Annotated in this window: 17 protein-coding genes; all 17 read left to right on the top strand. The window is 37.9% G+C overall.

The annotated features are described in order from the left end of the window. Positions 1-100 precede the first annotated feature (100 nt). The 17 genes from ispE to H9650_RS19310 all read left to right on the top strand — a co-directional run bounded on the left by ispE (position 101) and on the right by H9650_RS19310 (position 16,322). Positions 101-967 (top strand): 4-(cytidine 5'-diphospho)-2-C-methyl-D-erythritol kinase, encoded by an 867-nt coding sequence (gene ispE / locus H9650_RS19390; RefSeq protein WP_154311965.1) that lies wholly within the window; start codon positions 101-103, stop codon positions 965-967. A 55-nt stretch (positions 968-1,022) separates the two neighbouring features. After that, the gene (gene purR / locus H9650_RS19385) at positions 1,023-1,853 is read left to right on the top strand and encodes a pur operon repressor (protein WP_144541536.1); all 831 of its coding nucleotides are present in this window, start codon (positions 1,023-1,025) and stop codon (positions 1,851-1,853) included. Next, on the top strand, positions 1,853-2,224 hold the full coding sequence (locus tag H9650_RS19380) for a RidA family protein (protein ID WP_144541577.1): 372 nt from the start codon (positions 1,853-1,855) through the stop codon (positions 2,222-2,224). The genes purR and H9650_RS19380 overlap by 1 nt, the downstream gene beginning before the upstream one ends. Positions 2,225-2,415: 191 nt before the next feature. Next, complete coding sequence (gene spoVG / locus H9650_RS19375) at positions 2,416-2,712, top strand: septation regulator SpoVG (RefSeq protein WP_144541534.1); 297 nt, start codon at positions 2,416-2,418, stop codon at positions 2,710-2,712. Positions 2,713-3,134: 422 nt separating this feature from the next. Further along, the gene (gene glmU / locus H9650_RS19370; protein ID WP_191697931.1) at positions 3,135-4,505 is read left to right on the top strand and encodes a bifunctional UDP-N-acetylglucosamine diphosphorylase/glucosamine-1-phosphate N-acetyltransferase GlmU; all 1,371 of its coding nucleotides are present in this window, start codon (positions 3,135-3,137) and stop codon (positions 4,503-4,505) included. A 22-nt stretch (positions 4,506-4,527) separates the two neighbouring features. Next, a complete protein-coding gene (locus H9650_RS19365; protein ID WP_144541530.1) occupies positions 4,528-5,487 on the top strand; it encodes a ribose-phosphate diphosphokinase in 960 nt (319 codons plus the stop codon). Positions 5,488-5,575: 88 nt separating this feature from the next. Then, positions 5,576-6,178 carry a 50S ribosomal protein L25/general stress protein Ctc gene (locus H9650_RS19360; RefSeq protein WP_144541528.1) on the top strand — a complete coding sequence of 201 codons (603 nt, stop codon included), beginning with the start codon at positions 5,576-5,578 and terminating at the stop codon, positions 6,176-6,178. 169 nt (positions 6,179-6,347) lie between these two features. After that, on the top strand, positions 6,348-6,911 hold the full coding sequence (pth, locus tag H9650_RS19355) for an aminoacyl-tRNA hydrolase (protein WP_144541526.1): 564 nt from the start codon (positions 6,348-6,350) through the stop codon (positions 6,909-6,911). Positions 6,912-6,957: 46 nt separating this feature from the next. Next, a complete protein-coding gene (locus H9650_RS19350; protein ID WP_144541524.1) occupies positions 6,958-7,188 on the top strand; it encodes an anti-sigma-F factor Fin in 231 nt (76 codons plus the stop codon). A 93-nt stretch (positions 7,189-7,281) separates the two neighbouring features. Further along, positions 7,282-10,809, top strand: a complete 3,528-nt coding sequence (gene mfd / locus H9650_RS19345) for a transcription-repair coupling factor (RefSeq protein WP_191697930.1) — start codon at positions 7,282-7,284, stop codon at positions 10,807-10,809. Between the two features lie 88 nt (positions 10,810-10,897). Further along, positions 10,898-11,434, top strand: a complete 537-nt coding sequence (gene spoVT, locus H9650_RS19340) for a stage V sporulation protein T (RefSeq protein WP_144541520.1) — start codon at positions 10,898-10,900, stop codon at positions 11,432-11,434. A gap of 83 nt (positions 11,435-11,517) precedes the next feature. Then, positions 11,518-13,128 (top strand): putative polysaccharide biosynthesis protein, encoded by a 1,611-nt coding sequence (locus H9650_RS19335; RefSeq protein WP_191697929.1) that lies wholly within the window; start codon positions 11,518-11,520, stop codon positions 13,126-13,128. A 12-nt stretch (positions 13,129-13,140) separates the two neighbouring features. Continuing rightward, the gene (locus H9650_RS19330; protein ID WP_191697928.1) at positions 13,141-14,598 is read left to right on the top strand and encodes a bifunctional methyltransferase/pyrophosphohydrolase YabN; all 1,458 of its coding nucleotides are present in this window, start codon (positions 13,141-13,143) and stop codon (positions 14,596-14,598) included. A gap of 7 nt (positions 14,599-14,605) precedes the next feature. Next, a complete protein-coding gene (locus H9650_RS19325) occupies positions 14,606-14,896 on the top strand; it encodes an RNA-binding S4 domain-containing protein (protein ID WP_144541514.1) in 291 nt (96 codons plus the stop codon). A gap of 210 nt (positions 14,897-15,106) precedes the next feature. Then, a complete protein-coding gene (gene yabP, locus H9650_RS19320) occupies positions 15,107-15,409 on the top strand; it encodes a sporulation protein YabP (RefSeq protein ID WP_144541512.1) in 303 nt (100 codons plus the stop codon). Next, the gene (yabQ, locus tag H9650_RS19315; RefSeq protein ID WP_191697927.1) at positions 15,406-15,912 is read left to right on the top strand and encodes a spore cortex biosynthesis protein YabQ; all 507 of its coding nucleotides are present in this window, start codon (positions 15,406-15,408) and stop codon (positions 15,910-15,912) included. Before yabP ends, yabQ begins: the two co-directional genes overlap by 4 nt. 11 nt (positions 15,913-15,923) lie before the next feature. Beyond that, positions 15,924-16,322 (top strand): FtsB family cell division protein, encoded by a 399-nt coding sequence (locus H9650_RS19310; protein WP_229653979.1) that lies wholly within the window; start codon positions 15,924-15,926, stop codon positions 16,320-16,322. The last annotated feature ends 68 nt before the right edge of the window (positions 16,323-16,390 follow it).

The following is a 16,390-nucleotide window of genomic DNA, read 5'->3' as shown; positions in this document are numbered from 1 at the left end:
GAATTATTAGCCTTTTCTTTTTGATTGTTCTCATTTTTTTCAAAAAGGTAGTACTATGGTAAAATAGGGAACAGCATAAGTAGGAAAAGGAGCAGATGGGATGTACTACGTAAAAGCACCTGCTAAGATAAATTTAACACTCGATGTATTACATAAACGCCCCGATGGTTTTCATGAAGTGGAAATGATTATGACCACGGTTGATTTGGCAGACCGAATTGGGCTTGAATTGAGAGACGATGGAATCATACATATTATTTCAGTAGACCGCTTTGTTCCAAATGATCATCGTAACCTTGCCTATCAAGCGGCAAAGGTACTGAAGGAAATGTATAAGGTGAAATCTGGTGTCTCTATTAAAATTGAAAAGAATATACCAGTAGCAGCTGGTCTGGCTGGTGGTAGCAGCGATGCAGCAGCTACCTTGAAGGGTTTAAATATACTTTGGGAGTTAAACCTTACATTGGACGAGCTAGCTCAAATCGGGACAAAAATAGGATCAGACGTAGCATTTTGTGTATACGGAGGAACTGCTTTGGCAACAGGCCGAGGAGAAAAAATTCAAGAGCTCCCAACGCCAGCTAACTGTTGGGTGATATTAGCTAAGCCGACACTAGGTGTATCAACAGCTGATGTATATGGAAACTTAAAAGTTGATCAGATTGTTCATCCGAAAACGACGCAGATGTTGAAGGCTATACAGGAAAAAGATTATGAATTAATGTGTAACTCCCTAGGTAATGTTTTAGAGGATGTCACCTTAAAGCTTTATCCTGAAGTGGCAAACCTAAAGGAGCAAATGCAACGTTTTGGCGCAGATGCAGTATTGATGAGTGGAAGCGGTCCAACCGTCTTTGGTCTTGTCAACCATGAATCTAGAGTTCAGAGAGTATATAACGGACTAAGAGGATTTTGCGACGAAGTTTATGCAGTAAGACTAATGGGAGATAGAGAATTTCTTGCTTAAACACGTATAATTGTGTTAAGTTTTCTATAAAACATTCGTGATTAGAGGTGATAAGATGAAATGGAAAAGAAGCGAACGACTAGTTGATATGACTCAATATTTAATGGAACATCCTCATAAATTAATCCCTTTGACTTTTTTTGCTTCCTTATACCAATCTGCCAAGTCTTCTATTAGCGAAGACTTGACGATAGTTAAAGAAACATTTGAGGAAAGAGGTAAAGGTTTGCTAGTTACCATACCCGGTGCAGCAGGTGGAGTAAAATTTATCCCTACGATGACCGAAGAAGATGTGAAAAAGGTTGCTCAAGAACTGATGGTTCAGTTGTCGAAAGCAGAGCGCCTTCTACCAGGCGGTTATTTATACATGACAGATTTATTAGGCGAACCTGCTCTTATGAATAAGATAGGAAAAGTCTTTGCATCTGCATTTGCGAACGAAAAAATCGATGCTATTATGACAGTCGCAACTAAAGGTATTCCTATCGCACATGCTATAGCTAGACACTTAAACGTACCTGTAGTCGTAGTTAGAAGAGATAGTAAGGTTACGGAAGGACCGACTGTCAGCATCAATTATGTTTCTGGTTCTGCTAGAAGGATTCAAACAATGGTTCTATCTAAGAGAAGCATGGAAAAAGGGCAACGCGTTCTTATTACCGATGACTTTATGAAAGTCGGTGGAACAATTAACGGAATGAAGAGCCTGTTAGAAGAATTTAATTGTGAGCTTGCAGGGATTGCCGTTCTAGTAGAGGCGGAGCATGAAGGAGATCAACTAGTTAAGGACTACTTGTCCTTAGTTAAATTGCATGAAGTAAATGAAAAAGACGGAACCATCGCTTTAACAGAGGGAAATTATTTTTTAGAGGGGAGACAACAATGATGAAAATAGTATCAACAAATAATGCACCGGCTGCAATTGGTCCATATGTACAAGGTATGGTAGTAAACGGGATGTTTTATAGTTCTGGACAAATTCCTTTAACACCTGAAGGAAAGGTAGTAGAGGGATCTATTACAGAACAGACCGAGCAAGTATTTGCTAATCTAGATGCTGTTTTAACAGAAGCTGGGTCCTCCTTGACTCAAGTAGTCAAAACCTTAGTATTTTTGAAGGATATGAATGACTTTGCAGAGTTTAACCTAGCTTATGAAAAACATTTTGGTGAACATAAACCAGCTCGCTCAGCAGTAGAAGTAGCACGTCTACCTAAGGATGTAAAAGTAGAAATTGAAGTAATAGCAGTTGTTTAATAGTAAAACGCATGTTTTCCTCGGAAACCATGTGTTTTTTTGTATGAATAAACAGAACTAGCTGTATTACATAAATATTATTATAATCTATAAAATATTAAAAATATTCCCAAACTAAGAAGGAAATTTTAAATTTTTGTGGAATAGTAAGTTAATATAGATATTTGCAACTAGGGGGAAGGAGAAATTACATGGAAGTCACAGATGTAAGATTACGCAAAGTATTAACGGATGGTCGTATGAGAGCGATCGCTTCCATCACACTGGACAATGAGTTTGTAGTCCATGACATTAGAGTTATTGAGGGAAATGCAGGACTGTTTGTAGCCATGCCAAGTAAGCGAACACCTGAAGGAGAATTTCGAGATATAGCTCATCCCATTAACGTGGGCACTCGATCTAAAATCCAGGATGCGGTGTTGTATGCCTATCATTTAAGCGATGATGCAGTTCCTGAAGTAGAAGAAGCAACGGCAGAAGCATTATGATAAGATGCTGAATCATTAAGGTGTTTGTCTCCTAAAGGAAGCTTATGACGTAAAATTATCTGTCGAAATTAGATAGGCAGCTTTTTAATATTGTTGAAAAGCTGCCAATATAATCCTCGTTATTATTTTTTAACTACAATAAAGCTCTTCTGCTGGCCTTCATCATTTAACCTATCAAAACAATTATCCCTTACCTATCATTATCTGATATTATTCCCCGATGTAAGATTCATTTCTTCATGTATTATACGCCTATTAATATCCAAAGCTGTGGAAAAAGTTGTGTAATTATTAATAGAATAGGATAAAAAATATATATATTACTTGTTTTGTCATGTATTTGTCAAGAGAATTCCTTGAAAAAAACCCTCATTTCCTATATAGTCAAAAGAGGAAATTAGCCCACTGGAGGGAAATATCAAATGACAAATACCTATGCGGTTGTTTTAGCAGCCGGTAAAGGCACTCGTATGAAGTCTAGTCTATATAAAGTATTACATCCTGTATGTGGTAAGCCAATGGTAGAGCATGTTATTGATAACATGGAAAAAGTAGGAGTAGAGAAGATTGTTACAATCGTAGGCCATGGTGCTGAAATTGTAAAAAGTGAGCTTGGCAATCGAAGTGAATACGCATTACAAGCTGAGCAATTAGGTACGGCTCACGCAGTTTTACAGGCAGAAGAATCACTTGCTAATCTTCAGGGAACTACAATCGTTGTTTGCGGGGATACTCCATTAATTACTGCAGAAACTATTAAGGCTTTGCTAAAGCATCATGAAGAATCCAAAGCAAAAGCAACCATTTTAACTGCTATAGCAGATGATCCTACTGGTTATGGAAGAATTATTCGTAACGAGGCGGGACACGTTAAATCTATAGTAGAACATAAAGATGCAACAGCAACGGAGCAGCTAGTAAAAGAAATTAACTCTGGTACTTACTGCTTTGATAATGAAGCACTATTTAAATCACTAAAGTTAGTAAAAAATGAAAATGTTCAGGGTGAATATTATTTACCTGATGTAATTGGTATACTACAGCAGGACGGAGAAATTGTTTCTGCTTACGCAGCAAAAGATTTTGACGAAACTCTTGGTATTAATGATCGTGTAGCACTTTCTCAAGCAGAACAAATTATGCACTCACGAATTGCTCATCATCATATGCGTGAAGGTGTAACAATCATAGACCCTCAAAGTACATATATAAGCAGTGAAGCAGTTATTGGCGCTGACACTGTACTACAGCCCGGAGTCATTATTGAGGGAAAAACAATAATTGGAGAAAAGTGTACAATTGGTCCTAACAGCCATATTGTATCTAGTGTTATTGGGGCAGAAACAACTGTCCACTCCTCGGTTGTATTATCTAGTGAAGTTGGAAATCATACAGCTATTGGCCCGTTCGCACATATCCGTCCACAATCGGAACTTGGAGATCAAGTTAAAATTGGTAACTTCGTTGAAGTGAAAAAGTCGGTTGTAGGTAATGGAAGTAAAATTTCTCATCTAAGTTATATGGGGGATGCAGCCATTGGTACAAATGTAAACATTGGTTGCGGAGCAATTACGGTTAATTATGATGGTAAAAACAAATTTATGACGACAATTGAAGACGATGCATTTGTTGGATGTAATTCTAATCTTATAGCACCGGTAACGATAGGTAAAAAAGGATATGTAGCAGCAGGATCTACAATAACCAAGAATGTTCCTGGTGAAGCACTGGCTATTGGCCGAGCAAGACAAGAGAATAAAGAAGGCTACGTAAAAAAACTCAAACTAAAATAACCAATTATTCAGGAGGATTATCATGACTCATCGATATGAAAATGCCAAACTAAAAATATTTACTCTTAATTCTAATAAAAAATTAGCTGAAGAAATTGCAAAAGAAGTTGGAGTTCCGCTAGGGAAAAGTACTGTTACAAGATTTAGCGATGGCGAGGTCCAAATCAATATCGAAGAGAGCATTCGTGGGTGTGATGTATTTATCGTTCAATCCACCTCGGGTCCTGTAAACGAACATATAATGGAACTATTAATAATGTTAGATGCAGTAAAACGTGCTTCTGCTCGTAGCGTAAGCGTGGTTTTACCTTATTACGGATATGCTCGTCAAGACAGAAAAGCTCGTGCACGTGAGCCAATTACAGCTAAGCTAGTAGCTAATCTACTGACTTCTGCAGGTGCAACTCGAGCAATCGTTCTAGATTTGCATGCACCACAAATTCAAGGTTTCTTCGATATTCCAATAGACCATTTAGTGGCTGTGCCTATTCTATCTGACTATTTCTTAACGAAAAACCTAGATCCTTCTGAGGTTGTTATAGTTTCACCTGACCACGGTGGAGTTACACGTGCTCGCAAAATGGCAGACCGTTTAAAAGCACCAATTGCTATTATCGATAAACGACGTCCACGCCCGAATGTTGCTGAAGTAATGAACATAGTTGGTAATGTAGAAGGTAAAACGGCTATTTTAATCGATGATATCATTGATACAGCAGGGACAATTTCTATTGCTGCTAATGCCTTAATGGAGAGTGGCGCTAAAGAGGTTTACGCATGCTGTACACATCCTGTGTTATCGGGTCCTGCGATTGAACGTATTGATAACTCTGTTATTAAAGAATTGGTTATTACAAATTCTATCCAATTACCAGAAGATAAGCATTCTCCAAAAATTAAAGAGCTATCTGTAGCCAAACTATTAGGAGATGCGATTGTTCGTGTATTTGAAGAAAAATCTGTAAGTACGCTGTTTGATTAATGCTTATTTAACTTAATATATGTTTGAATCATCCTTCCGAAGGGTATCTTATTTATAGTTACTTATACTTCGGGAGGATGATTTGATTATGGCTACTATTATAAAGGCACAAAAAAGATCACAAAAAGAAAATTCCAAACTAAGAAACAGTGGTTACATACCAGCAGTAGTTTATGGTTTTAAGGTCGATTCCCAACCAATTGCGGTGGATGAAAAGGATTTAACAAAAACACTACGTGAGGTTGGAAGAAATGGTGTAATGAAGCTAGATGTGGAAGGCAGTTCTGTTAATGTAGTATTGAATGATTATCAAATGAACATCCTAAAGGGACAAATGATTCATGCCGATTTCCTTGCGATTAATATGAAGGAAGAGTTAGAAGTAAGTGTAACGGTCAATACTACTGGAACTTCTATTGGTGTTTCAGAGGGTGGGTTACTGCAACAACCAAATAGAGAAGTAACTGTATTAGTAAAACCTTCTGATATCCCAGATTCCATTGAAGTAGATGTTACAGAAACTGCTATTGGTGATACTATAACAGTCGGAGATGTTAGGGAAAAGGTAAATTATACTATAGTAGAAGATGATGATTTCACTTTAGTAACAGTATCTGCACCAAGAGTAGAAACAGAGCCTGAAACAGAAACAGAAGCTGAAGACACAGAAGAAGCACCATCAGAGGAATAGGTAGAAGAGATTGTCATAGACAATCTCTTTTTTTCAGGTAAGTAAGAAGTTTGGACTTTCCCGATTTCATGCCGTGTATACACACCAAGACATTCCACTCGCTTTATAGATGTTTATATCCACTGTTATGTTAGAATAAAAGAAATAAGAGTTAAAGGAATGGAATGTAATGAAAATGATCGTTGGCCTTGGAAATCCAGGCAAGCAGTATGAAGCTACGAGACATAATATTGGTTTTCAAGTAATAGATGAGCTTTCAAAAAGGTTGAGTATCCCACTTAACCAATCGAAGTTTAATGGTATGTATGGGACAGGACATATTGGAACTGAGAAAGTGATGCTTTTAAAGCCATTAACTTACATGAATCTATCGGGAGAATGTATTGTTCCCCTGATGGATTATTTTGGGGTAGAGGATGAAGAATTAGTTGTAATTTACGATGACTTGGATCTTCAAGTAGGAAAACTAAGACTAAGACAAAAGGGAAGCGCTGGAGGGCATAACGGGATAAAGTCAATCATTCAACATCTGGGTACGCAGGAATTCAATCGTATTCGCATAGGGATAGACCGACCCAAAAACGGCATGAAGGTTCCAGACTATGTCCTCTCAGATTTTACGAAGGAAGAAAAAATTGAAATAGAAATAGCTACTCAAAAGAGTGCAGATGCATGTGAACAATGGTTTAATAAGAGCTTCTTAGAAGTCATGAATATTTTTAACGGTGCATAAAACAAGAAGTAAAAGCCTATACTTCCTAAAAAGGGGGTTAATGGCTATGCCGATTCGTTATAGATGTCGCCATTGTGAAACAGAAGTAGGCCAGCTACCATTGGATTCCATAGACGAGGCTTTTCTACAAAAAAATAATATTGAGCCAGAAGAACAACATATATATATTCAAACGGGAGCTGAGGGAGATTATACAATCCAGTGTATTTGCGAAGAGTGCCAAACCTCTTTGCAGAAATTTCCGAGTTACTACGCATTAAAAAAATGGATACAGTAAATGCTTTGGCACATTTTGTGCACAAAGCCTTTTTCTGTTTTTGCTGTTCCAAATAAATCGTTTTATTTGTTTATTAGATAAGGGTGGGTGGAAATGGAACTGCTAAGTAATTTATTGATCGAAGATACACAAATGCAAAAGCTAGTGAAAGATTTAGAGAGTGGTACTGATCAAACTTTAGTAACGGGCCTCTCAGGGAGTGCCAGGGCTGTCTTTACTAAAATGCTGCATAAAGCATTAGAAAAACCAATCCTTATTGTCACACCAAACCTGCTACATGCGCAGAAGCTTACTGAGGATTTAGTTAAGCTCCTAGGAGAAGAATTGGTGAGATTGTATCCTGCAGATGAATTGATAGCTGCAGATATATCCATTGCAAGCCCCGAGTTACGTGCGCAACGGTTAGAAGCACTAGACCATATGCTCAATGTTAAACGAGGAGTCTACATTGTCCCGGTGTCTGGCTTGAAAAAGCGTATGGGAAATGTAGGTGATTGGAAGAATAGCTCCATCGTCCTTGTAGAGGGAGAGGACCTTATATTAGACACCTTCCTGCAAAATCTAGTGGATATGGGTTATGTCCGTCAGCCGATGGTTACCGCACCTGGGGAGTTTGCGCTTCGTGGCGGCATAATTGATATTTATCCCTTGTATTTAGAGAATCCAATTCGTATTGAATTGTTTGATACTGAGATTGATTCAATCCGTACCTTCTCTGCGGAAGATCAGCGTTCCTTAAAGAAGTTAAAGGATATTCGTATACTACCAGCTACTGAATACGTACTGACTAAGGGGAAAAAGGTATTGCTTGCTCAAAAGCTAGAGGACGCATTAGCGGAGAGCCTGAAAAAGGTAAAGCTTCCTGACATGAAGGAGAAGTTTTATCAAAACATTCAACAGGATATAGAGTTATTAAAACAAGGCGAACAACCGAAAGAATTCATGAAGTATATTTCGTTAATAGAAGAAGATAGTTTCTTAGGAGATTATTTTGATCCGAGTGGAATTATTTTATTTGACGAGCTCGGACGTATTCAAGAAGTAACGGAAACGTTAGAAAAGGAAGAGAATGATTGGTATCTTTCATTGCTCGAAGAAGGAAAAACGGTCCACGATGTAAAACCATCGTATAACTTAAAAGAGATTATCCAAAAGCTTCCCAACTATAAAGTATATCTATCCTTATTCTCGCGCACGTTCTCTGGGGTAGTTATTAAGAAAGCGATGAATGTATCTTGTAAGCCAATGCAAAATTTCCATGGACAAATGCATTTGTTGAAGAACGAAACGGAGAGGTTTGCCCAAGGTAAATTTAGAGTAGTCATTTTGGCAGACGGTAAAGACCGTGTACAAAAAGTTCATACTGTACTAGAAGACTATGAAATAGTATCTAAGATTGGACCAACTGCAAAGGACTTTGACAAACCTGGTATTTTTATCGTTGAGGGTGATTTAGAGGCTGGCTTCGAATTGCCTCTGCAAAGAATTGCGGTCATTACAGATTCTGAATTGTTTAAACAAAAGCATAAGAAAAAAGCGAGAACACAAAAAGTAACAAACGCAGAACGTATTAAAAGCTACTCAGAGATAAAACCTGGAGACAACGTTGTACATATCCATCATGGGATAGGGAAGTATATAGGAATAGAAACATTACTTGTAAACGGAATCCATAAAGACTATTTGCATATCCGCTACCGTGGAGAAGATAAGTTATTTGTCCCTGTAGATCAAATTGACTTAATACAAAAATATGTTGCTTCCGGAGAAAAGGATCCAAAGCTTCATAAACTAGGTGGAGCAGACTGGAAGAAAACAAAATCTAAAGTATCTGCAGCAGTGCAGGATATTGCAGATGAGCTTATCAAGCTCTATGCAAAACGAGAGGCCGAGGTGGGATATGCATTCGAACCAGATGGGGAAATGCAACATACCTTTGAGGCAGCATTCCCATACGAGGAAACAGAAGACCAGCTTCGTACAATAGAAGAAGTTAAAAGAGATATGGAAAGACCGAGGCCGATGGATCGCTTAGTATGCGGGGATGTGGGTTATGGTAAGACAGAAGTTGCTATTCGTGCTGCGTTTAAAGCAGTCATGGAAGGTAAACAAGTAGCATTCCTATGTCCTACGACCATACTTGCACAGCAACATTACGAAACGATGATGGAGCGTTTTCAAGATTTTCCGATTCAAGTAGGTCTGTTAAGTCGCTTTAGAACTAAAAAGCAACAGGCGGAAACTATTAATGGTTTGAAAAAGGGCCTTATAGACATTGCTGTGGGTACGCACAGAATCTTGTCAAAAGACGTGGAGTATCAAGATCTTGGACTATTAGTCGTCGATGAGGAGCAGCGTTTTGGGGTGAAGCATAAAGAGAAGATTAAACAGCTAAAAACCAACGTAGATGTTATTACACTAACAGCTACGCCAATTCCTCGTACACTTCATATGTCGATGATAGGCGTACGTGATTTGTCCGTCATCGAAACTCCTCCTAAAAACCGTTTTCCAGTACAAACCTATGTAATGGAATATAACGGTGCGTTAGTAAGAGAGGCAATTGAAAGAGAGCTAGCAAGGGGAGGACAGGCATTTTTCCTCTACAATCGAGTAGAAGACATTACACGCAAAGTGGATGAGATTCAAATGCTTGTTCCAACTGCTAGAGTTGGATACGCACATGGGCAGATGTCTGAAACAGAGTTGGAATCCGTAATTATCAGTTTCTTAGAGGGTGAATATGATGTGCTTGTTACGACGACTATTATAGAAACTGGGATTGATATACCGAACGTTAATACATTAATTATTCATGATGCTGATAAGATGGGGCTATCCCAGCTGTACCAATTACGTGGTCGAGTGGGTCGTTCCAACCGTGTTGCCTATGCCTATTTAATGTATCAAAGAGATAAAGTATTGACTGACGTAGCGGAAAAAAGACTACAGGCAGTGAAGGAATTCACAGAGCTAGGTTCCGGGTTCAAGATAGCAATGCGAGATTTATCGATTCGTGGAGCTGGAAATCTACTTGGCTCCCAACAGCATGGGTTTATCGATTCAGTAGGTTTTGATCTATATACGCAAATGCTAGAAGACGCTATCCAAGAAAAACAAACCGGTATTAAAAAGGAAGAATTACAGGAAATCGAAATAGTATTAGGAACAGATGCTTACATTTCAGATGAATATATTCCTGACGGATATCAAAAAATTCAAATGTATAAGCGTGTTAAAGCAATGGAAAAAGAAGAAGAGTACCTCGATTTAGTAGATGAACTACAGGATCGTTTTGGAGATATTCCTTTAGAAGCTGAAAGATTGCTCCGTATTGCTAGGATGAAGGTTTGGGGCAAAGAGGCCGGTGTAGAATCTATCAAAGAATCCGATAAAGTTACTACTATCCGTTTAAGTGCAGAGGGTACCAAGACTATTGATGGAGCGAAGCTTCTGGAGGAATCGATGAAATATGGTCGTGCCATAGGCTTTAATGTAGACAAGACAAATCTAGTTTTAACGATCGATGAACGTAAAACTGGGAAGTATAATGCGTTTGATGTTTTAGAAGATATCATGAGTTTATTGCCTAAATCAAAAAAGATATTAGAAGTAAATTAACGTATTGCATATTATTAGGAGATGTGAGCCATACTATGGCAGAAATGAACTTTAATTTCCATTCTGTCGAAAGAGAGGCACACATTACATGAAAGCAACTGGCATAGTACGTCGTATCGATGATTTAGGTAGAGTTGTAATACCAAAAGAAATTCGTAGAACCCTTCGTATCAGAGAGGGAGATCCATTAGAAATCTTCACTGACCGTGAAGGGGAAATCATCTTAAAAAAATATTCTCCAATTAGTGAGCTTGGTGACTTTGCAAAAGAATACGCAGAAACACTATATGAAACATTGGGCACACCAGTGCTTATAAGTGACCGTGATGAAATGATCGCGGCAGCCGGGTTATCTAAAAAGGATTATTTAAAACGAAGATTGAGTCCAGATGTGGAAGACGTCGTCAACAATAGAACGATGGTTATTGAAAAACATGAAAATTCTGTGGAATGGGTTCCAGGAGTGGTAGAAACAGTTAAGTCTTACTGCATCGCTCCAATTATCGCATCTGGGGATCCAATAGGTGCTATATTCCTTTTCTCTAAAGTGCACTTTATTGGAGAAGCAGAAATGAAGGCTATTGAAACTGCAGCTAATTTCTTAGCAAAACAAATGGAAAATTAAACCGACCTTCCTCTTATACAAGAGGAAGGTTTCTTTATATTCATGTATAATAGTGCTATTGCTGGATGGAAGAAGGATTACAGATGAGCAACGAATGGAATATGAAAACTTATATGAAGGGTGCTGCCATGCTAACAGTCGCGGCTATTATCGTGAAACTGTTAAGTGCTATTTATCGGGTACCCTTTCAAAATCTAGTTGGGGATGAAGGCTTTTATATATATCAACAGGTTTACCCTTTCATTGCGATTATTACCACTTGGACATCTTTTGGCTTTGCTGTAGCCCTATCTAAAATTATGTCAGACTATCGAGCTTCTGGTAAATCCTTTGCAATTCCCCAAATAAGAAGGATTGCTTTTTACTATATAGCAATTATTTCGGTGGTATTCTTTTGCTTATTATTTTTTGGTGCCAATTTATTGGCTAATTTTATGGGAGATATCCAACTAGCTCAGCTTTTAAAAGTAGGTTCATATGTTATTCTGCTTATGCCAATGCTTGCTGTCTTAAAAGGAGAATTTCAAGCTGACGGGCGAATGGGATACGTTGCGTATGCTCAAGTAGTCGAGCAGGCAATTCGAGTTTCTGTTATCTTATTTGGAACTTGGGTGGTCCTCTTAAACAGCATGGATCTATACAAAGCAGGAAGTATGGCTATGTATGGTGCAGTTGCAGGAGAATTAGGTGGGGTATTCTTTTTAGGGATAATCTATTGGAAAATAACAAGAAAAACACATACTAAAGAAAACAAATTATTGGTGCCTATTTGGCCAATTGTAAAGGAATTGACGATGCTAAGTGTAAGTGCAAGTATTAGTGCATTGCTGTTCCTACTCCTTCAATTGGTGGATTCCTTTACGGTATTTCAAATACTAGTAGATAATGGAATGGCAAGACAGGAAGCGATGGAAAAAAAGGGTGTGTATGATAGGGGCCAACCATTAGTACAGCTAGGGATTGTCATTGCTTCCACTCTTTCACTTGCCATTGTACCTCTTGTTGCTCATCGTTTAAATAAAGAAAAAGGAAGAACAGCCCTACCTTTTATGCAGCTGACATTTAGAGTAGCATTTACATTTGGAGTCGCTGCAGCGTTAGGACTTATCGCAGTACTGCCTTATTTGAATGAGATGCTGTTTAAAACGCGTGCAGAATCTATTACTCTAATGGTATTTTCATTTCAGATTATTTGGATGTCTTTAATCTTAACGCTAATGGCTATGCTTCAGGGTGGCGGTAAAACTAGAATTCCAACTATTATCTTATTGCTTGGTGTGTGCGGTAAATGGATATTAAACAACATACTAGTACCTAGCTATGGTGTATTAGGTGCTGCTTTAGCGGGTAATATTAGTTTAGCTCTTATATGTTTCTTAATGCTTTTCTACTTTAAGAATCTCTGGAGAATCCGTTTTGCTACGTTAAAATTTTATAAAGGAGTTTCTCTAGCGGCATTTATGATGCTTCTTGCCGTGATTGCATACACTAAGCTGGCAGAGAATATCTTCTTAGCGACTCTCTCAAGCAGAATGCAGGCAATAGTAATTTCAATTAGTGCCGTATCATTGGGAGCCGGTGTCTTTATATTTATATTGACGAAGAAGAGAGTTATCGGGGAGAAAGAATGGTTTTTACTTCCCTTTGGAAGAAGAATGGCCAAACTTCAGCTTTGGTTGAATAAAGAAAAGTAAGGTTGTGAGAAGATGAACGAAATCACGATAATTGGACTTGGAGCCGGCGATATAGACCAGCTTCCTCTAGGAATTTACAAAAAGTTAAAAAATACAGCACACTTATATGTTCGGACGGAACAGCATCCAGTGCTTCAAGAGCTACAAAAAGAGGGAGTGTCGTGGACTAGCTTTGATGAAATTTATGAAAAAAATGATCAATTTGAGAATGTGTACAAAGAGATTGTAGAAAGTCTTTTACAGCAGGCAGAAAATTTCCCACTAGTCTATGCTGTTCCGGGACATCCACTAGTGGCAGAACAAACCGTACAGCTTTTAATAGAAGCGGAAGAGCAAGGTAAGATAAAGATTAAAATAGAAGGTGGACAGAGCTTTTTAGATCCTATCTTTGGTGCTCTTCGTATTGATCCTATTGAAGGATTTCAATTATTAGATGGAACGAGCTTTAAACGAGATGAAGTTCAGATGAATGCCCATGTGTTAATAGGACAAGTATATGATGCGTTTAGTGCTTCCGAGGTGAAGCTAACTTTAATGGAGAAGTATCCTGACGATTATGAGGTGACCATTGTTACGGCAGCTGGCTCCTCGGAGGAGATTTTAAAGAAGGTGCCTTTATTTGAGCTAGACCGAGAAATGGAATTAAATAATCTCACTACTCTATACGTTCCACCAATTCATGAAAAAGAAAATCGTATAAAGGAATGGCAGACCCTCAGAGAAGTGGTAGCCCAATTAAGAGGTCCTGATGGCTGTCCTTGGGATAAAGAACAAACTCATACAACCTTGAAAAAATATGCAGTAGAAGAAGTATATGAACTACTTCAGGCGATAGATGAGGAAGACGACGATCATATTGTTGAAGAGCTAGGAGATGTCTTGTTACAGGTGTTTTTACATGCCCAAATTGGGGAAGATAATGGATACTTTAGTTTAGAGGATGTTTTAGCTTCTGTAACTGAAAAAATGATTCGAAGACATCCACATGTTTTCGGGGATGCAGTAGCAAACAATACAGATGACGTTTTACGTAACTGGCAGACGATTAAAGCGCAAGAGGGTAAGGAGTCAACTAAATCTCTACTTGAGGATGGACTGCGAACAGATTCTTCCTTGCTAACATCTTTTAACTATCAAAAAAAAGCAGCCAAAGTAGGTTTTGATTGGCCGGAGGTTTCTGAAGCTTGGGAGAAATTTGAGGAAGAATTACAGGAGTGGAAGGTTGAGCTCCAGTCAAACGATAAAGAAGCTCAAACAGATGAGTTAGGAGATTTATTATTTACTGTAGTGAATTTAGCACGTTTCCATGGGCTATCTCCAGAGCTTGCTATGATGCAGGCCAATCAAAAATTTAAAAGAAGATTTGAATATATAGAAAAATGTGTCAACCAAGGTAGAAGAAGCTTTGAAGAATATAATTTAGAGGAGCTTGACCAATTTTGGAACGACGCAAAAAAATTAGAGAGGTAGTGAGTACATGAGATTAGATAAGTTTTTAAAGGTTTCAAGACTGATTAAACGAAGAACGTTAGCCAAAGAAGTAGCAGATCAAGGGCGTGTCACCATCAATGGGAAGGTGGCAAAGGCCAGTTCAGATGTAAAGGTTGGAGACGAATTATCTATTCGTTTTGGACAGAAGGTTGTCACTGCTTCAGTGGACGGGATTAAAGATTCTGCCAAAAAAGAGGATGCTGCCTCCATGTTTACGATTATTAAAGAGGAGAGATTAGAAAAGGTCGACTCTCAATTTATTGATGACGAAGATTAATGGTAGATTCTTAAAGAAGATAATAATTAACTGGTCAACTAGTTTAGATCAAGTGTAACAAGTTTCGTAGCAATACCTCTGCTAAAATGTAATCTCCTTATCCAACTAAATCTATCACGAATAAATTCTTTTAAAAAAAAGCGTGATAACAAGTCATGCATCTTTTCAATGCTGCATACAATAGATTAGGACAAGGAGAGGAGAGAGTATATGCAATATCAAGCAGAGAATCAAACTATCACAATTCCGTCGGGGGATCATTTAATTTCACTAAGAAATCGTAAAAGAATGGACTTAACATCTGTAAAAACAATCGAACGATTTGATCAGCAAGAGTTTTATGTACGTACATCTCAAGGAACCCTTCATATTAAAGGAGAGGACTTGAAGATTGTCCATCTAGATGTTGATAAAGGGCTTCTAACTTTGGAGGGCATTGTACGATCAATGGAGTATGATGAGGAACAAAGTTCAGACGGCGCTAGAGGATTACTTCATAAATTATTCGGATGACACTTTCTCTACAGTTTTATAGTTTATTATTAATGATTGCTAGTGGTATCTTAGTAGGTGCAATAATCGAAGGAACGCGATTTATAACGGAGCATACTCCGAGGCGTTCCTTTGTTTTTAAATACCGAGTAATTTTAGAAATAATAGTCTGGATTCTTATGGGACTAGCAACCTTTTATATTCTTTTCAATGTACGCGACGGGATATGGAGAATTTATGATCCACTTGCTCAAGTATTTGGAATTCTCCTGTATCAGTTATTTTTTCAGCCCGTCTTTCGACTAGCTGGAAGAATCTTTTTGCGTTTAGTAGTAATGCCGATTTGGTTTATAATTCGTATCATTTTGACGATTCTTAGAAAAATTATGCATTTAATACTATTCATTATTCGTTTTATCCTAATGCCGTTTCTTATTCTATATAAAAAAATAAAGCAATTGGCCCTACAGAAATTGCCAAAAATGAGTTATAATAAAAGATACAAGAAATCTAAGAAAAGATAGGAGAGAACGATGTGAGACAGAGGCAAATAAAAGAAGAACCATACGAAAAACAAGTGGCATCTATAAATACAGACTATTTACGCTCTGTTCAACGTCGCGATTCTCGTATTAAATCTAAAAAAGTTCGGTTGTTGAGACGCTTAGTAAGTTTCTTCATTGTTTCTATAGCAGTAATAGGATTTTTAGTTACCATCTTGGTTAACAGTCATCAAACCTTGGCTGAGAAAAAAGAACAGCAGGTGCAGGTAGAAGAAGAACTGGCAAAAGCGCAAGAAGACCAAGAAATGCTTAAAATTCAAATATCTAAGTTAAACGATGATGAATACATTGGGAAGCTATTAAGAAAAGAATTTTTCCTTTCAGAAGAAGGAGAAATTATCTTCTCCTTACCAGAAGAAAGTGACAAATAACATAAAAAATCTAACTTGAAGAGAGTGGTCTTGTTGACACTCTTTTTTTGTTAGCTATAATAAAAGAT

The sequence above is a fragment of the Psychrobacillus faecigallinarum genome (assembly GCF_014836595.1).
GTDB lineage: Bacteria > Bacillota > Bacilli > Bacillales_A > Planococcaceae > Psychrobacillus > Psychrobacillus faecigallinarum.
The sequence above is the reverse complement of the archived record's forward strand: the minus strand, read 5'-3'. Positions and strand labels throughout refer to the sequence as shown.